21 protein-coding genes are annotated in these 24,648 nt (G+C 56.5%); 10 read left to right on the top strand and 11 right to left on the bottom strand.

The annotated features are described in order from the left end of the window. The first annotated feature begins 5 nt into the window (after positions 1-5). From MUN82_RS06710 to leuS, 4 genes are all read left to right on the top strand, one after another. Positions 6-521 (top strand): pyridoxamine 5'-phosphate oxidase family protein, encoded by a 516-nt coding sequence (locus MUN82_RS06710; protein ID WP_245096046.1) that lies wholly within the window; start codon positions 6-8, stop codon positions 519-521. Between the two features lie 311 nt (positions 522-832). Next, positions 833-1,522, top strand: a complete 690-nt coding sequence (locus MUN82_RS06705; protein WP_245096044.1) for a spheroidene monooxygenase — start codon at positions 833-835, stop codon at positions 1,520-1,522. 57 nt (positions 1,523-1,579) lie between these two features. Next, positions 1,580-2,155 carry a porin family protein gene (locus MUN82_RS06700; protein ID WP_245096042.1) on the top strand — a complete coding sequence of 192 codons (576 nt, stop codon included), beginning with the start codon at positions 1,580-1,582 and terminating at the stop codon, positions 2,153-2,155. A 215-nt stretch (positions 2,156-2,370) separates the two neighbouring features. Then, on the top strand, positions 2,371-5,151 hold the full coding sequence (gene leuS, locus MUN82_RS06695) for a leucine--tRNA ligase (protein ID WP_245096039.1): 2,781 nt from the start codon (positions 2,371-2,373) through the stop codon (positions 5,149-5,151). A 166-nt stretch (positions 5,152-5,317) separates the two neighbouring features. On the opposite strand, the gene MUN82_RS06690 is transcribed toward leuS, so the two are convergent. Next, a complete protein-coding gene (locus tag MUN82_RS06690; RefSeq protein WP_245096037.1) occupies positions 5,318-6,541 on the bottom strand; it encodes a Bcr/CflA family multidrug efflux MFS transporter in 1,224 nt (407 codons plus the stop codon). A gap of 291 nt (positions 6,542-6,832) precedes the next feature. Between MUN82_RS06690 and MUN82_RS06685 the strand changes: the two genes are divergently transcribed. Next, positions 6,833-8,884 (top strand): HelD family protein, encoded by a 2,052-nt coding sequence (locus MUN82_RS06685; protein ID WP_245096035.1) that lies wholly within the window; start codon positions 6,833-6,835, stop codon positions 8,882-8,884. A gap of 255 nt (positions 8,885-9,139) precedes the next feature. After that, complete coding sequence (locus MUN82_RS06680) at positions 9,140-10,042, top strand: NAD-dependent epimerase/dehydratase family protein (RefSeq protein WP_245096033.1); 903 nt, start codon at positions 9,140-9,142, stop codon at positions 10,040-10,042. A 96-nt stretch (positions 10,043-10,138) separates the two neighbouring features. On the opposite strand, the gene MUN82_RS06675 is transcribed toward MUN82_RS06680, so the two are convergent. The 7 genes from MUN82_RS06675 to MUN82_RS06645 all read right to left on the bottom strand — a co-directional run bounded on the left by MUN82_RS06675 (position 10,139) and on the right by MUN82_RS06645 (position 17,185). After that, positions 10,139-11,359, bottom strand: a complete 1,221-nt coding sequence (locus MUN82_RS06675; protein WP_245096032.1) for a GTP-binding protein — start codon at positions 11,357-11,359, stop codon at positions 10,139-10,141. A 194-nt stretch (positions 11,360-11,553) separates the two neighbouring features. Beyond that, complete coding sequence (locus tag MUN82_RS06670) at positions 11,554-11,997, bottom strand: DUF4625 domain-containing protein (RefSeq protein WP_245096030.1); 444 nt, start codon at positions 11,995-11,997, stop codon at positions 11,554-11,556. Positions 11,998-12,047: 50 nt separating this feature from the next. Then, positions 12,048-12,677 carry a TlpA family protein disulfide reductase gene (locus MUN82_RS06665; RefSeq protein ID WP_245096028.1) on the bottom strand — a complete coding sequence of 210 codons (630 nt, stop codon included), beginning with the start codon at positions 12,675-12,677 and terminating at the stop codon, positions 12,048-12,050. Between the two features lie 62 nt (positions 12,678-12,739). Then, a complete protein-coding gene (locus MUN82_RS06660; protein WP_245096026.1) occupies positions 12,740-13,708 on the bottom strand; it encodes a DUF4625 domain-containing protein in 969 nt (322 codons plus the stop codon). Next, positions 13,695-16,154 carry a TonB-dependent receptor gene (locus MUN82_RS06655; protein ID WP_245096025.1) on the bottom strand — a complete coding sequence of 820 codons (2,460 nt, stop codon included), beginning with the start codon at positions 16,152-16,154 and terminating at the stop codon, positions 13,695-13,697. The genes MUN82_RS06660 and MUN82_RS06655 overlap by 14 nt, the downstream gene beginning before the upstream one ends. 380 nt (positions 16,155-16,534) lie before the next feature. After that, complete coding sequence (locus tag MUN82_RS06650; RefSeq protein WP_245096023.1) at positions 16,535-16,900, bottom strand: MmcQ/YjbR family DNA-binding protein; 366 nt, start codon at positions 16,898-16,900, stop codon at positions 16,535-16,537. A gap of 108 nt (positions 16,901-17,008) precedes the next feature. Next, entirely contained in the window at positions 17,009-17,185 is a 177-nt protein-coding gene (locus tag MUN82_RS06645; RefSeq protein WP_245096021.1) for a DUF6728 family protein, read from the bottom strand. A 90-nt stretch (positions 17,186-17,275) separates the two neighbouring features. Between MUN82_RS06645 and MUN82_RS06640 the strand changes: the two genes are divergently transcribed. Continuing rightward, positions 17,276-17,737, top strand: a complete 462-nt coding sequence (locus MUN82_RS06640; RefSeq protein ID WP_245096020.1) for a nuclear transport factor 2 family protein — start codon at positions 17,276-17,278, stop codon at positions 17,735-17,737. Positions 17,738-18,124: 387 nt separating this feature from the next. Then, the gene (locus tag MUN82_RS06635; protein ID WP_245096018.1) at positions 18,125-19,312 is read left to right on the top strand and encodes a PQQ-dependent sugar dehydrogenase; all 1,188 of its coding nucleotides are present in this window, start codon (positions 18,125-18,127) and stop codon (positions 19,310-19,312) included. 54 nt (positions 19,313-19,366) lie between these two features. Here MUN82_RS06635 and MUN82_RS06630 read toward each other — a convergent pair whose 3' ends face one another. Continuing rightward, entirely contained in the window at positions 19,367-20,029 is a 663-nt protein-coding gene (locus tag MUN82_RS06630) for a Rossmann-fold NAD(P)-binding domain-containing protein (RefSeq protein WP_245096016.1), read from the bottom strand. 453 nt (positions 20,030-20,482) lie between these two features. Between MUN82_RS06630 and MUN82_RS06625 the strand changes: the two genes are divergently transcribed. Next, positions 20,483-20,992, top strand: coding sequence for a hypothetical protein (locus tag MUN82_RS06625; RefSeq protein ID WP_245096014.1), 510 nt, complete (start codon positions 20,483-20,485; stop codon positions 20,990-20,992). A gap of 46 nt (positions 20,993-21,038) precedes the next feature. Here MUN82_RS06625 and ispG read toward each other — a convergent pair whose 3' ends face one another. Then, entirely contained in the window at positions 21,039-23,024 is a 1,986-nt protein-coding gene (gene ispG / locus MUN82_RS06620) for a (E)-4-hydroxy-3-methylbut-2-enyl-diphosphate synthase (RefSeq protein WP_245096012.1), read from the bottom strand. 234 nt (positions 23,025-23,258) lie between these two features. Between ispG and MUN82_RS06615 the strand changes: the two genes are divergently transcribed. Further along, the gene (locus MUN82_RS06615) at positions 23,259-23,738 is read left to right on the top strand and encodes a TlpA disulfide reductase family protein (RefSeq protein WP_245096010.1); all 480 of its coding nucleotides are present in this window, start codon (positions 23,259-23,261) and stop codon (positions 23,736-23,738) included. Positions 23,739-23,877: 139 nt separating this feature from the next. Here MUN82_RS06615 and MUN82_RS06610 read toward each other — a convergent pair whose 3' ends face one another. Continuing rightward, positions 23,878-24,534, bottom strand: coding sequence for an NAD-dependent epimerase/dehydratase family protein (locus tag MUN82_RS06610; protein ID WP_245096009.1), 657 nt, complete (start codon positions 24,532-24,534; stop codon positions 23,878-23,880). Between the last annotated feature and the right edge of the window lie 114 nt (positions 24,535-24,648).

Below are 24,648 nucleotides of genomic sequence, written 5' to 3'. Positions count from 1 at the left end.
CTATCATGTCGCACGAAACGCAGGTTCTGCACGACGTTCAGAAGCTACTCGATAAAATCAAAGACGTAAACATTGCCATGCTCACGACCACTTCCGAGGAAGATCAGTCGTTGCGCAGCCGCCCCATGGGCACCCTCAAGTCGGACCCTGATGGCTCATTGTATTTCTTCACCGATAAAGACGACGCCAAGGTATATGAGGTTAAAAAAGATAGTCATGTAAACCTGAGCTACGCCTCTCCCGAGGATGACGTTTACGTATCTATCTCGGGCCGCGCCAACGCTTACCGCGACCAAGCCAAAATTGATGAGTTGTGGTCGGAGCATTTGAAAGCCTGGTTCCCAGAGGGTAAGGACGATCCAAACATCATGATCCTAAAAGTGACCATCGACAAAGGCGAATACTGGGATACGCCCAGCGGCCTGCTCTCCCGCGCCTACGCCTACGTACGAGCCGTAGTAGCTGGCAAGAAAAACGACTCTGACGATGTGAACGAACACGCCAAAGTAGACGTGAAATAGTCTGCCCCGCTGACTTTTGCTGAAAGGCCGGAAGCAATTCCGGCCTTTTTTTGTTGGTTTACTTGTCATTCCGAAGCTGTCTAAACCACGGATTCGCTCGGATTTGCCGGATTACACGGATTTTGTAGATCCGTTCTGCTCTATTTAAAGTCATCAGATGGTCATGCTTGATCTGGCGTCCGCTTGTCGAAGCATGACTGTCTATCGTTACTCTTTCGACTTTCTAACTAGTTTCATCGCGTAGCTTACTCATTTACAAAATCCGCGTTATTCGTTTAATCCGAGCGAATCCGTGGTTTAGACTTTCCCTCTTGTCCCTCACCACCTTTTCCGTCATCACCCTCCGGCCCGGCACGGCGCGCTGGGGCTTGGCCCAGATGGGCACCGCGCAAGCGTCCCTGAAACGTGCGGCCGGCCTGCGCTTCTATAAGCTGGCCGGTACCGGCGCCGATGGCGGCTTTGGCGTCTGGCCTAATTTTCAACGGTATATACTACTGGCCGTGTGGGACTCAGCGGAGGCCGCCGCGGCTTTTTTTGCTACCCACCCGCAGTGGCAGGCCTACCAAGAGCGTAGCACCGAACTTTGGACTGCCCACCTGCAACCACTCAAAGCGCACGGCCTGTGGGACGGCGTGCAGCCGTTTGACCTAGCCGCCACCGAAGCACCCGACCTCGACGGCCCCGTGGCGGTGCTTACACGGGCCTCCATTCGCCTGCGCAAAACGCCGCGTTTCTGGCGCTACGTGGCCCCTACTAGTGCCGCTGTGGCCCACGCGCCCGGCGTGGTGGCCTCTATTGGCCTGGGGGAGTTGCCCATAGTGCGGCAGGCCACGTTCAGCCTGTGGGAGTCGGCCAGGGCCATGCAGCAGTACGCCTACCGCGACGCCACGCACAAGGAGGTAATTCGGCGGACGCGGCAGGAGCAGTGGTACGGCGAGGAGTTGTTTGCGCGGTTTCGGGTGCTGAGCAGCGAGGGCACTTGGGACGGGCGCACGGTGTAGGGGGGCGTTGCACGCGCCCATATTTGGCCGCGACATGTATCAGCTTATCTTGCGGTCATGAAAAAACTACTGTTATTCGGTATCATTCTATCCGCAGGCAGCCTATCCGCACAGGCGCAGACCACTCGATTTGGTTTAAAGGCAGGCGCGAATTACAGCAATGTGTACTTAAATGGCATCACCCGCCCCGAAAGACTATGGGGATTTGCGGCAGGCGGCTTCGCGCAAATCCCGTTGACGCAGGATGGCTTCTTCTCCGTTCAGCCAGAGCTAATATACTCCGCGAAGGGGTCTAAAACATCGCTATCCTTCGGTGGCGAATATCGGCAACGCCTGCATTATATAGAATTGCCAGTGCTGGCTAAAATCAATGCGTCTGGGTTCATTGCCGAGCTTGGGCCCCAAGTTAGTTTTCTTGCCGCCGCACGTTTCGAAACCCCAAATGGCACCTCTACTGACTTGGAAGGTTCTAACCGGCTGGCGCTGGGCGCAGTAGCTGGGGTAGGCTATCAGCTACCAATGGGCTTGAGTATTACATTGCGTTACGCCAATGACCTTACCAAGCTTAGCCCCAACGGTCCTCGTAATACCTTATATCAGGCACAACTCGGCTATTTATTTGCCGGTAAATAACTTACTCACGGCTTGCTTTGTATTGGCTGGTAGCGAAAATCTGGAAAAAGGCATTGCATTTTCATCATAGAATAAACAGCCAACTGTGTTTCGGTCGCTGGTTGATTTGTACTGGTTCGCCAACGGCTGTCCAGAGCGAATAGCCTTTCACTAGCCGCTATTCACCACCTTTCCTGTAATTTCGCTTCTTAGTATCAGCAGCAACCCAACCTACCATGCCCGGCTATCATCCCCAGGACATTGAACAAAAGTGGCAGAAATTCTGGCACGAGCGCAACACGTTTAAGGCTGAAAATCAGTCCGAAAAGCCGCATTATTATGTGCTGGACATGTTCCCCTACCCCTCGGGTGCGGGGCTGCACGTGGGGCACCCGCTGGGCTACATTGCCTCTGATATCGTGTCGCGCTACAAGCGCTTGCAGGGATTCAATGTGCTGCACCCTATGGGTTTCGACTCGTTTGGCCTACCCGCCGAGCAGTACGCCATCCAGACAGGCCAGCACCCGGCCCTGACCACGGAGAAGAACATCGACACCTACATCCGTCAGCTCAACTCCTTGGGTTTCAGCTACGATTGGAGCCGCGAAGTACGCACCTCCGACCCCAGCTACTACAAGTGGACGCAATGGATTTTCATCCAGCTGTTTAATAGCTGGTACAACCTGCAAACCAACCGTGCCGAATCGGTGGATACGCTGATTGCGCAGTTTGAGCAGAACGGCACCACCGGCATTCAAGCCGCTGGCGACGACGAGGAGCGTCCGCGTTTCTCGGCCGAGCAGTGGCAGGCCAAGTCGGAGCCGGAGCGCATGGTCACCCTCCTACCCTATCGGTTGGCCTATCAATCAGACACCTACGTGAACTGGTGTGCGCAGCTGGGCACGGTGCTCTCGAACGACGAGGTGAAGGACGGCCTCTCCGAGCGCGGCGGCTACCCCGTAGAGCGTCGCCTGATGCCGCAGTGGAACCTGCGCATCACCGCCTACGCCGACCGCCTGCTCCAGGGACTCGATACCATTGATTGGCCCGAGCCCATCAAGGAAATGCAGCGCAACTGGATTGGCCGCTCCATTGGGGCCGAGGTAGCGTTTCCGCTAGCCACCGCGCAGGACCAAACTATCAAGGTCTACACGACCCGCGTGGATACCATCTACGGCGTGACATTCTTGGTGCTGGCGCCTGAGCATGAGTTGGTTGCCCAGCTCACTACCCCCGAGCAGCAGCAGGCCGTGCAGGATTACATCGACGCAGCCAAGCGCCGCTCGGAGCGCGACCGGATGGCCGACGTGAAGACGGTTTCGGGCGTGTTTACGGGTAGCTACTGCCTCAACCCCATCAGCGGGGAGCAGGTGCCCATCTGGCTGGCCGACTACGTGCTGGCTGGCTACGGCACCGGCGCCGTGATGGCCGTGCCCAGCGGCGACCAGCGCGACTACCTGTTCGCCAAGCACTTCGACCTGCCCATCGTGCCCGTACTCGACACGCAACAGATTGAGGAGGAAGCCGATAACACCAAGGAAGGTCATTACATCAACTCTGAGCTCATCAACGGCCTCACGTATAAGGATGCCACCACCAAGCTCATTGCTGCTCTCGAAGAAAAGGGCCTCGGCAAAGGCAAGGTGAACTACCGCATCCGCGACGCCATCTTTGGCCGTCAGCGCTACTGGGGCGAGCCGATTCCGATTTATTACAAGGACGGCACCGCCTACCCCCTGCCCGAGTCGGAGCTGCCGTTAGTGCTGCCCGAAATCGACGAGTACAAGCCCACCGAAACCGGCGAGCCGCCCCTGGGCCGCGCCAAGGATTGGAAATACGAGGGCAAGTACGAGTACGAGCTGAGCACGATGCCCGGCTGGGCTGGCTCTTCGTGGTACTACCTCCGCTACATGGACCCCACCAACGAAGGCCGTTTCGTGGGCAAAGAGGCTGAGGCATACTGGCACAACGTGGACCTCTACATGGGCGGCGCCGAGCACGCCACCGGCCACCTGCTCTACTCTCGTTTCTGGTACCTGTTCCTGAAAGACTTAGGGCTGGTTTCGGCGGGCGAACCGTTCCAGAAGCTGATTAACCAGGGGATGATTCTAGGCCGGTCGAACTTTGTGTATCGTATCAATGGCACTAATACATTTGTCACTTCTGATAAGCGCAAAGAACATGATACTACCGCTTTGCACGTCGACGTCAACTTCGTTGACAATGACGTACTCGACATTGAAGCCTTCAAAAACTGGCGTGAGGAGTACGCTAACGCGGAGTTCATTCTAGAGGAAAATGGCACCTACATCTGCGGCGCGGAGGTAGAGAAAATGTCAAAGTCGAAGCATAACGTTGTCAACCCCGACGACCTCATTAATAAGTTCGGTGCCGACGCCCTGCGTCTCTACGAAATGTTCTTAGGTCCGTTGGAGCAGTTCAAGCCATGGAATACCAGCGGCATGAGCGGCATTTCGGGCTTCCTGAAAAAGCTATGGCGCCTGTTTCATCCCGAGGATGGAGCCCTGGCTGTAACCGACGAATCCCCTACCCCGCAGGAACTGAAGGCCTTGCATAAGGCCATCAGGAAAGCCGAGGAGGATATCGAGAAGTTCTCGTTCAACACCTCGGTCAGCACGTTTATGATTTGCGTGAACGAGCTGACGGCCCTGCGCTGCCACAAGCGCGCCGTGCTAGAGCCGCTGCTGCTCATTGTGTCGCCCTACGCGCCGCACTTGGCCGAGGAGCTGTGGCAGGAGCTGGGCCACGAGGCCGGCACCGTGAGCTACGCCCGCTTCCCCGAGTTCAAGGAAGAATATTTGGTGGAAGACTCGGTGAACTACCCGGTGGCCATCAACGGCAAGGTGCGCGAGCAGCTGCAATTCCCTGCTACGGCTACGGCCAAGGAGATTGAGGAAGCAGTACTCGGCTCCGATTTCCTCGCCCGCTTTGGCGACGGCAAAGCCGCTAAGAAGGTGATTGTGGTGCCCGGCCGTATGGTGAACGTGGTAGTGTAATTCCTTATTCCCCAGGGTTGAAACCCTGGGCTATGAAGTGAAATAAAGCGGCCCATCTGAACACTCAGATGGGCCGCTTTTCTTGTCTTTTAGACTATCTAACTGACCGTCATTTCGAACGCAGTGAGAAATGACGGTTTGCTGCTAAGAGCAGTGGCATTCCTACCTATACCATCACTCCTTCTTCTACTGCTTGCTCGGCTGGCTGCCGCGCCACCAGAAGATGAAACACTGTCCAGGCCAGTATACCGCACACGGCAATAACCGCCGCCATGGGCCTGGCCGATGCGCTGGCGAAGACGCTCACGGCAATAGATGCCAGGGCGCCGCCCGTAAACATGAGGGTGCCCAACAACGCTGAGGCACTACCCGCCCGCACGGCATGGTGCTGCAAGGACCCCGCCGTGGCGTTGGGCGACGTGATGCCCATGCTGCCTACCGTAAAAAACAGCGGCACCACAATGCCATACACGCCTAGCCAGCCCGTACTGGCCATCACTAGCATCACCAAAGCTGCTACCACGTTGATGGTAACGGCCGCCCGCAGTACCTGCGTGAAGGTGAAGCGCCGCAACAGCAAGTGGTTGAGCTGCGAGGCCGCAATCAGCCCCGAGGCGTTCAGGCCAAACAGCAAGGCGTACTGCTGCTCCGAAAGGCCAAACAGCTTGATAAACACAAACGACGAGCCCGTGATGTAGGCAAACATGCCGCCCTGCACCATGCCCGCCGATAGCGCGTAGCCCGTAAAAGCCCGGTCACGGAGCAGCAGGCCGTAGGTGCGGAAAGCGTTGCGCACAGCCAGCGGATTGCGTGCCTCTACCGGTAGCGTCTCGGGAAGCGACGCCAGCACCCACAGCAGCGCTATGCTGCTAAAGGCCACCAGCGCCCAAAAAATATAGCTCCAATGTAGGTGTTGGATGATGAGCCCACCCACGGTAGGGGCTAGAATGGGCGCTACCCCCATAATCAGCATAAGGGTAGAGAACATACCGGCGGAGGCATTGCCGGCAAATTTGTCGCGCACCACGGCCCGCGCAATCACCATGCCCGCGCAGCCGCCCAGAGCTTGCAGGAAACGCAGCAAAATCAGCGCATTTACGGAGTCGGCAAAGGCGCAGCCCACCGACGCCGCGATGTAGAGCAGAATGCCCACAATCAGATTAGGTTTACGGCCCAGCTTGTCGGCCAGGGGGCCGTAGAGCAGTTGCCCCAGCGCAATGCCAATGTTGAAGGCTGCCAGCGTGAGCTGCACGTCGGCAATGGAAACGCCAAAGTCGCGGGCAATGGCCGGGAAAGCCGGCAGGTACATATCGATGCTCATGGAGCCGAAAGCCGTGAGCATGCCGAGCAACAGGATAAGGCCCCGGTTGGAGGCTATTTTTTCGCGCATGGCACTATAAGAAAGCCACCACTCTGAGTAGAATGGCGGCTTGTAGATGTATAGTACAAAGGTAGGGGCTTTCCAGGTGCGGGGCTATTTTTTGAGTCCCGCACCCGTTGTCCTACTGAGGGGTAAGCATCAGCACGAAGCCCGTTCTACGACAACCGGTCGGACGCCTGCGGTGTCCGACCGGCACGCGACACCTTGCGTAATCTGGTTGTCCTTTCAGATACACCTTAAATAGCACTAACCCGGATTTTACTGCCACCTTTGCGGCCGTTTTAGCAAGTACCATCTGAGATGAACGCAACCGAGCAGGAAGAGCGCGAATACCTGGAAGAAATCAAGGAGAAGCTGACGCTGGCCATCCGGCGGGTAGATGAGGCCGTGCGGCAGTTTTCCGACGAACTGCGACATAAAAAGCAATACATCCACGAGCACCAGTCGGGTATGGATGAGGCCGATATGGTGGCCGCTGGTCAGTCCATCAACCGCATGGCATTTACGGGAGAAGCCGCGGTGGCTCGCAAACGCAAGCTCTTCAAGCTCATCCAGTCACCATACTTTGGTCGTCTGGATTTTGCGCCGCAGGGGCAGGAAGCCGCGCCCGTGTACATCGGTGTGCATTCCTTTTTTGATGAGCAACAGCGTCAGAACCTGATCTACGATTGGCGTGCGCCTATCTCCTCTATGTTCTACGATTATGAGCTCGGCGACGCCGCCTACCCTTCCCCTAAGGGCGAGGTGAAAGGCACTATAGAGCGGAAACGGCAGTATAAAATCCGCGACGGCCGCCTGGAGTTTTTGCTCGACAGCGGCGTGAACATCCACGACGATGTGCTGCAACAGGAGCTGGCCAAGTCTTCGGACGACAAGATGAAGACCATCGTGGCCACCATTCAGCGCGACCAGAACGCAGTGATTCGCAACGAAACCGCGCCGGTGATGATTATTCAGGGCGTGGCCGGCTCTGGCAAAACATCCATTGCCCTACACCGGCTGGCGTTTTTGCTCTACCGCTACCGCGAAACCATTGCGGCCAAGGACATCCTCATCATCTCGCCTAACAAGGTTTTTGCCGACTACATCTCCAACGTGCTGCCCGAGCTAGGTGAAGAGCACATTCCTGAGCTGGGCATGGAGGAGCTGGCCGCCGACTTGCTCGACAGCCGGTATTCCTTCCAGACCTTTTTTGAGCAGGTGGCGGCGCTGCTGGAGCGGCCCAATCCCGCCTTCATCGAACGCATCCAGTTCAAATCGTCGTTTGAGTTTCTGAGCAAGTTGAACCAGTACCTGCTCCACGTGGAAAATAACTACTTCGCGGCGCGGGAGCTGCGGGTAGGCAGCACGGTGGTGCCGGCCGCGGTTATTCAGCAAAAGTTTAAGGCCTACCACCGGGTGCCGCTGCTGCAACGCTTTGCGCAAGTGGCGCAGGACATCCGCACCTACGTGCGCGACGCCACCGGCCGCAAGCTCACGGGCAGGGACAAATCTATCATTGGCGAGGCCCTACCCCGCCTGTTCCGGTTCAACAACGTGCTGGATTTCTACCGGGATTTCTACCACTGGCTGGACCGACCCGAGTTGCTGAAACTTGACCAGCATCGCCTGCACCTGGAATACGCCGATGTATTTGCCCTCATTTACCTGCGCCTGCGCCTAGAAGGCATTCCTACCGCCTACGAGCACGTAAAGCATCTATTGGTAGATGAGATGCAGGACTACACGCCTATGCAGTACGCTGTGCTGTCACGCTTGTTCCGGTGTCGCAAAACCATTTTGGGCGACGTAAGCCAGACGGTGAATCCCTACAGCGCCTCTTCGGCCGAGGCCATTGAGCGCGTGTTTCCGCAGGCCGAGGTAGTGAAGCTGCACCGCAGCTACCGCTCTACCCTGAAAATCACTGCCTTCGCGCAGCGCATCACCCCTAATCCCCATATCATTCCGCTGGAGCGGCACGGGCCGGCACCCGTGGTTGCGCACTACGACGGCAGAAGCGAGGAGCTGGCGGCTATTCAACAGATAGTCAACGATTTTAGCAGTTCCGGCTACCAGTCGTTGGGGATTATCTGCAAAACGCAGCGGCAGGCCCAGGAGCTGCATCAGGCGCTGCAACTGGCTGGCGTGCAACTGCTCACGGCAGAATCTACTACCTTCCGGGAAGGCATTATTCTTACATCTGCCCACTTAGCAAAAGGGCTTGAGTTTGATGCCGTGTTGGTGCCCTTTGCTTCTGCCAGAAACTATAAAACGGAGGTTGACAAAAGTATGCTCTACGTGGCGTGCACCCGGGCTATGCACCAACTCACGCTGACATATACTGGGGAGCTTACCGATTTTTTGTCAGCTTGAAGCGTTAAATTTCAACCGTCATGCTGAGCGCAGCCCTAGTCGAAGCATCTCTACTGTGAGTAATCCTGGCGATTGAGATTACCGTTGCGGTAGAGATGCTTCGACTAGGGCTGCGCTCAGCATGACGGGCAGGATTTAGCAACGACGAGACACAAAATCTTGTGTCTCTACGCCCGTCGCCGTTTCCGTATACGCCCGTGGCCGGACGGCCGGCGCGTGCCGGCTGGTAGCCACTCACCGGCCGCATACACTATCATGAGCAAGCAACAACAACCGACGGGCCCGCGCATTCTGGTGACGGGCGGCGCCGGCAAACTGGGCAAGGCCTGCGTGGCCGACTTACTAGCCCACAACTACGACGTATTCGTGGTCGATACGGTACCTGCCAAGGGCGTGCCGGGCATTATTGCCGACCTAGCCGATTTTGGCCAGACCTTAGACGCACTGTCTTCCGTAGGCCACGAAATTCACGCTGGCGTAGCCCCGAAGGCCTTCGATGCCATTGTGCACTTGGCGGCCTACCCTACCCCCCGGCAATACCCGGATGCCCACTTGTTTCAGAACAACATCATGGGCACGTACAACATCTTTGAGGCGGCGCGGCGGCTGGGTATTCACCAAGTCATCTGGGCGTCCAGCGAAACCACGCTCGGGGAGCCCTTCGACGAGGCGGCACCCTACGCCCCCGTAGACGAGGACTACCCCCTGCGCGCCAAGAGTGCCTACGCCCTGGCCAAGGTGCTGATGGAAGACATGGCCCGCCAGTTCTGCTACCAGACGCCCGATATGAAGCTTGTGGGCCTGCGCTTCTCCAACGTGATGGAGCCCGCCGACTACGCCAAGTTTCCGGCCTACAACGACGACCCCGAGGAGCGCAAGTGGAACATGTGGTCGTACATTGACGCTCGCGACGGTTCCCAGGCCATTCGCAAAGCCATTGAGTGGCAGGCCACCGGCATGCACGCCTTCATCATTGCCAACGCCGATACGGTGATGACTACCCACTCGGCCGAGCTAATGGCTTCTACTTTCCCGAACGTGCCTATACGGAAAGAATTGGGGGAATACGAAACTCTACTCTCGATCGAGAAGGCGCGTCGCGTGCTGGGCTACGAGCCCGAGTTCAGCTGGCGCGATGCGAAGTCGCGGCAAGGATAGCGCACCCCGGCTACCTACAACGGCAATAATGCCCTACCTCTAGCGAGAGACAAAATCGCTAGAGGTAGGGCATTATTTGTATAACAAGGCGGCAGGCTAGAGCTGCGGCCAGGGGTCCTGGAAGGTGCCGCCGTGGTGCCAGCGCTGCACTTCCTCGGGTGTGCAAAGGCAGCCTTCCAGCTCCTGCCGAATTTGAGCCTCGGGCATGTCCTGCCCAATAAAGACCAGCTCGTTGAGGCGGTCCTGAAACAGCGGGCTCCAGCGTTGCAGAATGGTGTCGCGGTTTTCCTGGAATACTGGGTGCTGCTCTGGGTTAGGCACAGCGGCCCACCAAGAACCGGCACTTTCGGCCCGGAGCGAGCCGCCGGCCTGCCCCCAATTCAGGGCGTCGTTGGGGCGGGAGGCCAGCCAGAACAGGCCTTTGCTGCGGATGATGCCCGGGTGCCACTCCTCGCTGATATACTGCCAGAAGCGCACAGGATGAAACGGCCGCGCCTCGCGAAACACAAATGAACTAATGCCATACTCCTCGGTTTCGGGCGTGTGGTGGGCTTTTTCCAGCTCTTCCTTCCAACCTATTGTTTGCTCGGCTTCGTCTAGGTTGAAGAGGCCCGTGTTGAGAATATCGGCGGGTTCTACCTTGCCAAACACGGTTGGCACGATGCGAGCCGTGGGGTTGAGCTTGTGCAGAATCGCCTTAATTTCGCCCAACTGCTGCTCGCTCACCTGATCGGCTTTGTTGAGCACGAGCACGTTGGCAAACTCCACTTGCTCGGTTAGCAGGTTCACAATGGTGCGCTGGTCGTGTGGGTCGGCGTCGTGGAGGTGGCGGTCGGGTAGGCGGTCCATGCTGCCGAAGTCGCGGGCGAAGTTCAGCGCGTCAACTACCGTTACTAGCGTATCGAGGCGCGAGAAGCGGCTCAGGTCCAGTGTGCCGTCTTCGCTTATAAAGCTGAAGGTTTGAGCCACCGGCAGCGGTTCCGAGATGCCCGTGCTTTCGATAAGCAGGTAGTCGAAGCGGTTTTCGCGGGCCAGCTTTTCTACCTCCAGCATCAGATCTTCGCGCAGGGTGCAGCAGATACAGCCGTTGCTCATTTCTACTAGCTTTTCTTCGGTGCGCGAGAGGCCACCCTCGCGGGCTACCTGGTTGGCGTCCACGTTCACCTCGCTCATATCATTCACAATCACAGCCACTTTCAAACCGGCTCGGTTATGCAAGATGTGGTTGAGCAGCGTGGTTTTGCCGGCCCCCAGAAAGCCGCTGAGCACGGTAACGGGGAGCTTACGAGGTAGGGTATCGGAAAGTGAGTGCGTCATATAATAAAGAAAGATTACTACGCGGTGTCGACAGCAAAGCTGGTCGCTTGTGCCGCCAGGCGGCTGGAACTCATTCAGCAAACATACGGCTGGCTGTTCTTATTTGCAACATTGTTGCAAATAAGAACAGCCAGCCGTATGTTCCTTTCTTGTAGAAGGCCTAGACGGTGCTCGCGCACCAAGCGGCTTCTCTCCTACTCTATCTTGATACTCAATCCTTTCACCGTCTGCCATCCTTCCTGATCCGTCAGTCGAATCATGAAATGGTAGTCGCCGGGGTCTACATCGGCGGGTATGCTCAATTCGAAAGCTGTTTGGTACTCCCGTACGCCTTCAGGAATTGGGAAGCTCTTGATCAGCAGAAACGGATTTACGGGGCGCTTCACAGCCTGCATTGTACATTCTATTACCTCTGTGCTGTGCGTATGGTGGTCGAAGTTGTGGTGAATATCGACGCTCACCGAACCCAGCCGCACGTTATCCGTCAGCAAGGTGCGGAAGGTAAACGGTTGGCCGCGCTTGAGCACGCTGCACTGCTTGGGAAAAGCCTCCGCAAAGTCCACGTTGATAACGGGATACTCTGTGTCCACTGCCCCGTCGTCGTCTTTGCTACAACCGCTGACGCCTAAGGCTGCCATGGCGAGTAAACTACACAGGTATTTCTTCATGTGTTTTTTGACTTGTCTTTTCACTGGAGCAGCCGGGCAATCACCGGCGACACTTGCTGGTAAATGGCTGTTTTGGCTCGCTCGTCGATATAGCCGCCCGAATGGACGTATTGCAGCACGCCCCGCTGGTCGAACACCAGCGTGAGGGGAAAGCCAGACACCGACGCTAGGAAAGTGTCGGCGTAGCCTTTACTATCGGCCACGTGCTGGAACTGGAAAGACTGCTTAGGGAGAAAATCATCGACAATGCGCTGCTTCGAATCCCGTCCGAAGGCAATGAATACTACCTCCTGGCCTTTGTGCTGGTCTACCAGGTCGTTTAGGGCCGGTAGCTCGGCCAAGCAGGGCTTACAGCCGATGAACCAAAAGTTCATGACCACCACTTTGCCCTTTAGGGTCCGTTTGCTAATGGGGCTGCCTTGGATATCCTGCGCCGTAAAATCGGGCATGGCGCAGCCCACTACCCGTTTTAGCTCGTCGGCCGGCACAAACCGCAGGGAGTCGCGCTCTTTATCAGTCTTCGCTGTTTCCATCGCCTTACGCGAAGGAGCCACTATCTTCTCTTGATAGTTCTCGAAGCAAATGGATTGTGCATACCCCGCCGATCCAGACAGCAGTAGGGCCAGCGCCAGTAGGCTACATGATTTCATAACCTCACGAGTAAAGTAACGACACCTATTTTTCAACAGCGACACCATATATTACTGCCTGCCTATAGTTCAATGGGCACTTCGATGTACTGGAAGAAGCTTATGTTGTAGGTGGTATTCTTGTACACTACCCCGTAGTAGTAGGTGCCTGACTCCCAGGCCTTGCTGCCGCTGATGGCGTTAGGTGTGGGCGCGTTGTTGTCAGTGGTGCCGCCAATGGTGAAGTTAGGCCAGTCACGAATAGCGGTATTCGTAACCGGATCAGACGTAGAATTAGAGAAGTCGCCGGACGCAGCCATGTTCTTGTGTTCAACCACATCATACACAATGGCTTTGCTGAAGTCGATCTGCTCGATGGACTCGGGGCGGTGATTCAGCTTTTTGTTGATCAGCAACAAGTACATTTTGCCGTCGCCTTTCACGCCGGAGATGGCAACCTGCGACGTGAGCTTATCCCCTTTAGCCAACTTCTCGCCCGGCGTGGCGAATACGCCTCTCCGGTAATACCGCAGGTCATTTTTGAATACGTTGAAGATGGTTTGCGTGGGATTAACGGGCATGTTCTCTTGCTTATAGATGGTCAGGCTGCGCTTTTCCTCCAGCTTGGTTCCGTTCTCGTCGGTCACGATGATCAGGAAATCGTACTTGCCCTCGGCCGCGTCGGCCGGGATGTCGAAGTGCTTGTGCACGGTCGTATTCTTGGCGCCTTTGTACTGCTCCCACACTATCTCGTGCTGCCACGTCTTGGCGTAGGTCTCGCCCGCCCGCTGCTGAATTTTCACTGTCACCAAATCAATCTTATCGCCGGCCACAATGTCGGCGTTCAGGTGAAAGTCCCCACCAATAGTACCCATCTCGTTGTTTCCCAGGCCAATCTCTACGTTGCTGATGGTAGGCTGAGCAGCTGGTGTGGGCTCGTTGTCGTCATTACAGGCTGAAAGCAGGGTAGCAAACAGCAGCAGCGCCAGCAGCGTGCGCGTGGTGTGGAGCGCTGACGCCAGGTGGTACGAGAAGTGATTAATTTTTTTCATGAGTGGCTGGGGTAATAGTAAAGGGAAGATTGAGTGTGAGAATGACATTGCGCCCGGCTTCGGGGAGGCCAATGAGCCGGTAGAAGCTGGTGTGGTTGAGGTAGCGCGTGTTCAGTAGGTTCTGCACTTGCAGGCTGAGCAGCAGGGGCTGCTGCCCAAGGGTGAGCCTAGTACCCGCCTGCACATGAAAAAGCTGGTAGCCCAACGTCTTCCGCTCAGGCGGCACGATGTTCGGCTGGGCAGCCGTACGACGATAGTCCACAGCGAAATAGCTGCCGGAGAGCTCCCCGCTCAGCCGTGGCGACCAGGTGAGGTTCAACAAGGCCGAGGCGGGGGGCGAGAATGGCAGCGTGAAGCCGCGCTTGGCGCCCGAGAGCTGCGTGGCGCGCAGGTATTCGGCCAGCAGCTCGGTGCGGAGGGTAGGCAGCAGTTGGTAGCGGAGCTGCACCTCGCCGCCGTAGCGCCGCACGCGGCTTTGGGCGTACTGAAATACCTGGTTGCCGGCCCCGTAGAAGTAGTCGTGCTCGGGGGTAGGGTTCAGGTAGATGTAGTTGGGAAAATAGTTGAAAAACGGGCTCAGCTGCACCGACCACTTATCCTGCTTCCAGCCCAAGCTCACATCCAGCTGGTAGGACTGCTCCGGGTCCAGCGCTGGGTCGCCGCGCTCGTAGCTGAAGTAGTGATAGTTGACACCGTTGGCAGCCAACTCTTTGGCAATGGGCACGCGGAAGCTTTTGCCTACGTTGCCCTTTAGTTCCCACTGCCCCAGGTTGTAGTTGATACCCGCCGACCACACCACGCTGTTGAACGTGCGGGTCAGCGCCTCGGCCCGCACTAGCCGCTCCGTCAACGCCCCGTTGCTGGTGGGGGTAGCCGACGGAAACCAGTCGGTGTAGGGCGTGATGTGCAGGTGGGCGTGGTCGTAGCGCACGGCCCCGTGCAGCAAGGTGTGGTCGTTGAGCTGGAACTTGTCGTAGGCAAACGCGCCCACAGCCTGCTGGCGGAAGGCCGGCACCAAGAAGCTCCAGCCGTTGATGCGGTTGTCCTGCACTTCGCTGTTCACGCCGGCTGTCAGCGCGTGGCGCCCCCAACGGAGGTAGGCACGTAGGTTGCCGGCGTACACGTGCTTGTCAAACGCACGCTCCAGGTCCTGCGGAATGGGCAGGTCGGAGGGGTACACGGGGGGCATGTAGCCGTGGTTGACGTATTGGCTAAACTCCTGGCGAAAGTTGTGCTGGTAGCCCAGCTCCGCTTCCAGCCGGTGCGGGGTGCCGGGCAGCTGATACTGGCTGCGGTTGATGAGCTTCAAATGGCTTACCTGCTGGCGGGGCAGCAGAATATCTCGGCTGGAGGCATCGTGTAGGTCCGTATCCACGCGGCGGGGTTCCAGGCCGTGGGCATTGGCAAAAAAGCCGCTGCGGCTGCCCACGTAGCTCAGGTAGAGCACCGAGCGTAGCTGCTCGCCCACGTAGCCTGTGTGCAGGTGCAGGCCCGTTTCGCGGCCGGCCGTGTTGCGCAACTGGTTGTTGTGCAAGCGCACGGCAAAGTCGTAGACGTAAATCTGGTCGGTGGGCACGCGGTAGTCGCCGTAGTTCTGGTAGGTGGCGCGCGCATTGGCAAACCAGTGCTGCCCGCGCCCAAATACGTTGGCGGAGGTGCCGTAGAGGGCGTTGTTGCTCTTGCCAATCAGGTCTACGGAGCCGCCGGCGGTATGCGCCGCGGGCACGGGTGCCGGCTTCACCTCAATCGCTCCGCCAATAGCGTCGGAGCCATACACGAAGGAGGCCGCACCTTTCAGGATTTCCACCTGCTCAGCGGCAAACTGGTCGATTTCCAGGCCGTGGTCGGCGCCCCACTGCTGGCCCTCGTGCTTCACGCCGTTTTCCACCACTACTACCCGGTTGAAACCCAGTCCTCGAATGAGCGGCTTGGACTGCCCCGAGCCAATGCCGATGATTTTGACGCCTGGCAGGCGCTCCAGCGTCTGCATCAGGCTGCCGCCGCGGTAGCGTTGCAAGAAGGCCCCCCCTACCACCTCCAGGTTCAGCGACTCTTCTTGCTTGCGTAGGGCAATGGGGTTTGCCTCTATCACCACGTTGGTTAGCTCCTGCGCACTGATTTTCAAGCGAACAAGTAAATGACTGCTACCCGTGCGCGCCGCAAGAGATAAGCTTTGCGGGGCGTAGCCTACCAGGGAAACCTGCACGGTATAAGCACCGGCGGGCAGCGCCGAAAAAAGGAAAGCGCCGTTTTCGTCGCTCTGCGTGGCTAGCAGCATCGGACTGAGGCGGATAGTGGCACCCGGCAACGGCTGCTCGCGCTCATCCACCACTTTTCCGGTAAGCTGCCGCACCTGGCCAATAGCCGACGTAGTGGCTAGCGCAACGCACAACGCCGCCACTACCCACCCCAACCATAACTGTCTATAAAATATTAATTGATGCACATATGTTGCATTACTATAGTAGCCATTCAGTAGCTAAATTCCTTTTTCTATCGAATGGCAAATGTATAGCAAAACAATAAATGCATCAATGTTTCATATTAATAAAAATAAATTAGGCATAATAAGAGGCATAACCATACATACTTTAAAGATTTCTTTATTACTTATGCTATGACGTTGCACACGAACACGTAGCTCATGTACCGACCACTTCTTTTGCAACTTTCTTACAAATTTCTCACAGCATCTATAGCAATACTCTACCAACTGCCTTAGGCAAAGCCGGGCATAGGTGACACCCCGCAACTTGCGGGGTCTGGAAGTACTGAATAGGTAATTTGCCCTGTGTTGGGCTCCTCGGCAATGCCGACTATAGAGGCTTAAGAGGCTGTATGCTCCTGTAGAATAGCGGTTCGCTGAGCCTTGGGCAGTGAGGCCAGCACCAAATCATAGGAATGGTCAATCCACTCCTGTAGTTGGGCGTTGCTGGCGCCGGTACCAATCAGCACCGTATTCCAGTGCTTTTTATTCATGTGGTAGCCGGGCAGCACGTAGTCATGCTGCTCGCGCAGCTCTGTAGCGCGGGCCGGGTCGCACTTCAGGTTGACGCTAGCAAACGTCTCGATGGGCGTGAGGGCGAAAACCTTACCCCCTACCTTGAACACCAGTGTTTCGGGGCCGAAGGGCAGTTCCTCAGTCACACCCGCTTTCAGGAGACAATAGTCGCGGAATTCTTCGATGTTCACAGCGCAAAAGAAAGTAAGAGTGGGCGCCCATTAGCGCACGTGCAGGTAGTGAATTCCCAAAAGCCTAGTAACAGAAAGGGCGCATCCCATGCGCCCTTGCCTCTTGTATTAGCGGATAAACCAGCGGTAAATCAACACAATAAGACCAACCAGAAACATGGCCATGCTCACTTTATTGATGAAGTGCATGGTGCGCAGGTTGAAGTTGGTCTTCCGGTTGGGGTCGTTCTTACGGAAGAAATAACCGAATACCGGACCGAAGTCAAACAAGCCTTTCGTACGCATAGAAGTTTGGATATTGGGTACGGCAAGATAACACCACCCCGACCGGAATGATTTAGTTTGCCCAAACTTTTACGCCTCTTTTCGCTCCCCATGAAAGCTTTCCTGCCCGCCTTTGCGCTTCTGTGCGCCAACGCCCCAGCTATAGCGCAAAAAAGCCCCACCGCCGAAACGGCCGCCGTGCAGCGCACTATCCACACGTTTTTTGAGGGCATGCGCAAAGGTGACAGCGCGCTGGTGCGCAGCACCATTGCACCTGGTGCCGTGTTCCACACCATCAGCAACCGCAACGGGACCACACACGTGCAACCCGAAAACCCTACGGACTTTCTGAAGGCGGTGGGTACCCCGCACCAAGCGGTGTGGGATGAGCGCATTACCTTCGACAAGGTCTTAATAGATGCCAATCTGGCGAGCGTGTGGACGCCCTACGAATTCTACCTGGGTAGCACCTTCAGCCACTGCGGCTACAACTCGTTTCAGCTGGTGAAGCTGGCCGGCGGCTGGAAAATTGCGCACGTCATTGACACGCGCCGGAAGGAGAAGTGCCGGTAGCCGCGTAGCTGGCCGTACCAGCGGCAGATTTCTTCATCAAAAACTCATGTTGTTTCCCTACACGCTAGCAGCGGTGGCTTTCTGCTGCCGTGCTACCATTAACCTCAACAACAAATACATTATACTACTGATTATCTGAATTTTGCATTCAAATAACAGTACAGATCAGCACACCTGATTGAGTAGTTAGCCCTCTCCTTTCGGCTTCCTTACGGTTCTGCTTGCGTTGCGCCTACCCTCCTGCGTGCCGAACCCGACTACCCTCAGCACGTTACAGAACGCATACCCATCGGTGTGAGGCTGCCAGACAGCTGGCCGCCGTCCGAAACGCATTTTCTGTAACTCGTTATCTGTACTATGAAGCTTTGGCAAAAATTTACTGTTGCAATGGCCGTTTCGGCAAGTGGTCTGGTAGGTTGTAGCGATGATGGCAACGACCTGGACACGGTGATACCGGAAAACGACAAAGAGCCTACTACCGCTCAAATTCAGGGCTTCGTGTTCTACCCGGCACTGACCTCGGCCACCGAAATGAACGTGCAGCAGCTGAAGGTACCCGCGGGCTTTGCGGTCAATAAGTTTGCCGAAGGCGTAGGCAAGCCGCGCATCATGGTGGTGGATGATGCCGGCCACGTGTACGTGTCGGACCGGGCCTCAGGCACCGTTACGCTCCTGCAAGACACCAACAACGACGGCAAGGCGGATGTGCAGAAGATAGTGGCGACCATCCGGCAAGCGCACGGCCTGGCTATACAGGGAGGCAAGCTCTATGTGATGTCGGTGAATGAGCTGTATTCCACTGATATTAACATGGCCGACGGCACGCTGGGTCGGCCCCAGATGCTGCTAAACGACCTACCCGACGGCGGCCAGCACCCCAACCGTACGCTGGCCTTTGGGCCCGATGGCAAGCTGTATATGTCGGTAGGGAGTACGTGTAACTCTTGCCCCGAGCCGAACCCCGAAAACGCTACCATGCTAGTAGCCAACGCCGATGGCTCGAACCGCCGCATCTTCGCCCGCGGCCTGCGCAACACTATTGGTTTTGGCTGGCACCCGCAAACCAAGGAGTTCTGGGGCATGGACCACGGCATCGACTGGCTGGGCGACGACGAGCAGCAAGAGGAGCTCAACAAGATTACCGATGGCGCCGACTACGGCTGGCCCTATATCTATGACGCTGGCAAATACAATCCCGGCGACCGGCCCGCCGGCACCACCTACGCCGAATACGCCAAGCGCACCACCAACCCTACCCTTGGCTACCAGGCCCACTCTGCCCCCATGGCCATGGTGTTCTACACCGGCACACAGTTTCCGCAGGAGTACCAGAATGATGCTTTCGTAGCCATGCGCGGCTCCTGGAACCGTAGCTCGCCGGTGGGCTACAAGGTGGTGCGGGTGCATTTTGAAGACGGGAAACCCACTCGTTTCGATGATTTCCTGTCTGGCTTCCTCATCAATGGCAGGAACTCCCATTTTGGCCGCTTGGTAGGACTAGTCGTGAACCGCGACGGTTCGCTACTGGTATCAGACGACACAAACGGGGTGATTTATCGGGTGGCGCGGCAGTAGCCCCACCTACCCTCTATCAACTAAAAGAGCGCCCTGCGGGGCGCTCTTTTCTTTTTATTCCTTCGCCAGCTGCACCATATCAGGCACTTCAAGCACGTGCTTGGGGTAGCCGCGCTGCACCACGCGAATCATGGCTTGCCCTACCTCCTGCATGGTTGAGACATACTTCGGGAACAACCGCCGCAGCACGGGGTAGAGCCTCCCGATGAAGGTGTAGTAGCCCTTCACCCGCTGTTGTCCCGGTGTGGCGCGCATAAATCCCGGCCGGAACATATAGGCCCCTTTGAAGCCTAGCTGGAGCAGATCGTTTTCGGTTTGACCCTTCACCCGCGCCCACATTTGCCGGCTGCGCAGGGTGCTGTCGGTGCCGACGCCGGAGATAAAGCAGAACGTCAGGTTGTGGTTGCGGGGCAGCAAGGTTTGGGCGAAGTGCAGCGTGAGGTCGTACGTAAGACGACGGTACTCCGGTTCTTTCATCCCCACCGACGACACACCCAGGCAGAAAAAGCAGGCGTTGTAGCCCACCAGCTGGTCCTGAATGGGTGTGAGGTCGTGGAAGTTGTTGTGCACAATTTCCCGCAGCTTGGGGTGTTGCACGCCGCTGGGCCGGCGGCTAACGGATAGTACCTGCTCTACCTCTGGGTGGTTGAGACACTCAATCAGGACGCCCTCGCCTACCATGCCGGTAGCGCCCGTTAAGATGACGCGTAGTTTCATGGAGGGGTAGACGGATGAGAAACGCGGATATTTTAACAGACTACTATTCTATAGTTTGAATAGTGAACTTCTTACAGTTTATTCTCAACAGCCCTAAATGGTCTATACTCAGTAGCAAGTGTAAATCCCCTACTACTGATTTAGGATAATCACAATACTCGAACTCATCTATTCGGTAACCTAGCTGTGACTCCTCTGACTTGTTCAAGACAGCACTTATTTGCTGTTGAAATTTCTCAACACACGCAGTGTTACTAATTCCCGATATAATTAATTTTCTACAGATTATTCCTGTTCTATTTATTAAGCCTTCCCAGACAACAATCACTAAACGACTTCGTTGCGAATCAAAATCAAATTGTTCAATAACATTATCATGTAAGTTATGGCTTATTATGGGCAAGCTCATTTAGTTTATAATTTTTTTAGCTGAGGCTCTAATAAATAGCTTTTATGCTCCCACTCGACAGTCTACAATGGCAATACTTTAATGGAGGATATCATAGTAACTATGATGTATCAGCGCCGCTCAAGAAACTTGAAGCAGCTACTGCGCCCGAAGATATAGCAGCAATTCTTGATGAACTCTGGGAGGAGCTTCACCATCAGGGTGACATAGGAATGGCATCTTGTATGGCTGTGCCTCATCTTGTACGAATAGGCATCGAGAAGCAGATAACCGATTGGCGGTTAATTGGCTTAGTTGCTACTATTGATATTCAGCGGCACAAATCCTCAATTAATATCCCACCAGAATATCAGCAAGCGTACTTTTCAAGTATGCAGAATATTAACAGATTAATTGGTATTAATCAAGCATTGCAGTGGGACAGATCCTTCGCTTGTTGTGCATTGGCAGCGGTAGCAGCAAGTAAAGGCAATTATGATATGGCCGAAGTAATACTTGAATTTGAGGATGAAGACCTAACAGAGAAGTTTGAAGAGTTTTTAGATCAGTACTAAAAGAAAAAGGAGCCGAAGAACGGCTCCTTTTTCTTTTAGTACTGATCTACACCCCTACCGGCTCCTCCACCAATACCGGCTCAATCCAGCGCCCATCTTCGCGCATGAGTTCAATCAACTCATCCACGGCGCGTTCTTCTGGCACCGATTTCTTAATGACTTCTTGGCCGCGGTAGAGGGCGATTTTGCCTTTCCCTACCCCCACGTAGCCGTAGTCGGCATCGGCCATTTCGCCGGGACCGTTCACGATACAGCCCATGATGCCGATTTTTACGCCCTTGAGGTGGTCGGTGCGCTTGCGAATCATGGCGGTGGTTTCCTGGAGGTCGAACAGGGTGCGGCCGCAGCTGGGGCAGCTGATGTACTCCGTCTTGCTCATGCGGGTGCGGGCCGCCTGCAAGATGCCGAAGCTCAGCTGGTTGAGCTGATCGAGGGTCTGAAGCCACTCGTCTTTGGAGCGCTCGGGTAGCAGCTCGGTGCTGAGCAATACCCCGTCGCCGAGGCCGTCGAGGAGCAGGCCGCCTACGTCGGTGGCAGCGTAGAGCTGGGTTTGCTCGGGCGTAAGCTGCGGAAACTGACGCTGAATAATCACCGGGTTGTTCACCTCCTTATTCAGCAGGCGGAAAAACACCCGGCGGATTTCCGGCATGGCGTGGGCGTTGTCGGTGCGCAGCATGATGACGGCGGTTGCATCTTGGCGCAACTGGTTCAGGGCGTCGGGCGTAAGGGTAGCCAGTTCGTGCTGCACGAAGTTCAGCGCCGAGTGCTTGAACTCCGCGGCGGCGTACTCTTGAGGCGTGAGCAGCGGGTAGTGCTCGTGCCGACGGCCCGCATCCAGCCAAGCTGCGTAGTCTACGATTTCCTTCAGGCCGTTGGGCAGCATAAACGGCACCGGACGCTGACCGGAGTAGAGGTAGTCGGCGCCCAGGTCACTCATCTGGAACTTGTCGAGGAAGGCCGAATACAGGTGCCCAGCGGCACGCAAGTCTGCGTACTCTACTGAGGGTAGGCGCGAAAAGTCCACTACCACGCGGGGCACGTTCTGGCTACCTAGGTTGGCTACTTCACGAGTCTGTCGGCGATAATACTGGAAAGGGTCAATCGGAACTTCGCAGGGGGCAGGAATCGGGCGGGCTTCCTCAGCGCGGTGCGTGTAGCGGTCAATTAGGGCTTTAGCCACGGGCGCTTCGGCTTCGGGGGCTTCGGTGAGCGACACGCGCACGGTGTCGCCGAGGCCGTCTTCCAGCAGCGTGCCAATACCCACGGCGCTCTTGATGCGGCCGTCTTCGGCCTCGCCGGCTTCGGTTACACCCAAGTGCAGAGGGTAGGGCTGCAGGCCTTCCTCATCTAGCTTCTGTACCAGCAGGCGGTAGGCCTGTACCATCACCTGCGTGTTGCTGGCCTTCATCGACAGCACCACGTCGTAGTAGTTTTCCTCCTCACAGAGCCGCAAAAATTCCAGCGCCGACTCTACCATGCCCAGCGGCGTGTCGCCATAACGGCTTAATATGCGGTCAGATAACGAGCCGTGGTTGGTGCCGATGCGCATAGCGGTGCCGTACTGCTTGCAGATCTGCACCAGCGGCCGGAACCGCTCCCGAATGCGCTCCACCTCGGCCTGGTAGCTGGCGTCGGTGTACTCGATGATGTCGAATTTCTTCTTGTCGGCGTAGTTGCCGGGGTTCACGCGCACTTTCTCCACGATGCGGGCAGCCAGCTCGGCGGCGTTGGGCGTGAAGTGAATGTCGGCAATGAGGGGCACGTTGCAGCCGCGCTTGCGCAGTTCCTTCTTGATTTCCAGCAGGTTTTGGGCCTCCTTCACGCTGGGCGCCGTGATGCGCACATACTCGCAGCCGGCCTCTACCATGCGCAGGGTTTGCTCCACCGACCCCAGGGTATCCATGGTGTCTACGGTGGTCATGCTCTGCACCCGAATGGGATTCAGCCCCCCTACTGGCACATCGCCAATCTTGACTTCGCGGCTGAGGCGGCGCTTATACTCAGTGAGGCTGGGGCAATACGTCTTGTTCATAGGAGGAAAACCGGCGCGAAAGGGCGAAAGTTGCGAGTAGGACAAAGGTACGAGTTATAGGCTGTGGTCCGACGCCGAAGGTAGACGACTGGCGTGCTTGGGTGCAACCCGAACAGGGCCCTAGGCCCTGTTCGGGTTACCGGCCAACAGCAGCTATGCTATTGATGAGTCGCCTCCTATGTTGAAAGGACCAGCAGGGCGGAACAAAAGCCGCGCCTTTTCATTTATCCTCTCATGAAACTCCCAAAACTTCTCAGCACTCTGTTTCTCCTCCCTGCCCTAGCCGGTGCTCAAACGGTACAATCTGTCAAATACGCCGACTTGGCAAAGCGCTTGGCCCAACCCAGCGACACTACCTATGTGGTGAACTTTTGGGCTACCTGGTGCGCGCCGTGCATCAAGGAGCTACCCAGCTTCGAGCAGCTGAACGCCGACTATGCCAATAAGAAAGTGAAAGTGCTGTTGGTAAGCATGGATACCCCTACCCTGCTCGACAAGAAGGTGGTGCCCTTTGTGCAGAAGCGTGGGCTAAAATCGGAGGTACTGCTGATGAACGAGCCGGACCCCAACGCCTGGCTGACGAAACTAGACAAGAAGTGGTCGGGTGCTATTCCGTATACGCTGATTGTCAACAACAAAAAGAACCAGCGCACCACGTTTGAGAAGGAATTGACCCAAGCCGAGTTGACGGCTGCCGTGCAGAAAGCGCTGTAGGCAGCCCACAAAGTTTGTCATCCTGAGCAGCGCGAAGGACCTTATCACGCGAGAACGACAGACGTACTAACGACTCGTTCACACGTGATAAGGTCCTTCGCAAGCTCAGGATGACAAGCGTTTTCTGTGCCCCTACCCTTTACTCTCCTACCTCCTCAAACACCTGCCCCAGCGTGCTGATGCGGATACCAGGGGTAGTGTCGGCGGCGGCGGCGCGCATGGCCTGCGCTACCACCCGGCCATGGTAGGGTCGGTACTGGTGCAGCCCCGGCAACTTGCTGAATAGCAACGATAATACAACTCCTACCTTCTCGCCCAGGCGCGCTTCGGAACGCGGCCCGGCCAGGATACCCGGCTGCAAAATCCGCACGCGCTGAAACGGCAGCTTCTCCACATCGCGCTCCAGCTCGCCCTTCATGCGGGAGTAGAACACAAACGCATCCGGATCGGCGCCGGCAGAAGAAATGAGCACGTAGGCGGGCACACCGTTGCGTGCCGCGGCGGCGGCGGCTTCGTATTGATAGGTATAGTCTACTTTGTACTGCGCCTGCTGGCTGCCGGCCTGTTTCAGGGTAGTACCTAGAGAAGAGAACAGCACGTCGCCGCGCAGCTGATCGTGCCACTCGGCAGGGCGGTCGAAGTCGACCAAGTGCTCCTCCAGTTTACTCGGGTTGGAGTAGCCGGTAGAGCGGCGCGTGAAGACATGGATTTTATCGTACTGGTCGTCGGAGAGCAGCTGGCGCAGCAGATAGTCGCCCACCAAGCCGGTAGCGCCGATTACTAAGGCAGTTTTCATAAGGTGCTATTGCGTAACAAGGGTTGCCCTTGCGTACGCTTATACTTGCCGAACTGTTCTTCGGGTGTCCGATACACACAAAAAAGGCTTCCGCGTGTGCAGAAGCCTTTTCTT

This window comes from Hymenobacter aerilatus, from assembly GCF_022921095.1.
Lineage (GTDB): Bacteria > Bacteroidota > Bacteroidia > Cytophagales > Hymenobacteraceae > Hymenobacter > Hymenobacter aerilatus.
This window is presented reverse-complemented; position numbering and strand designations above follow the sequence as displayed.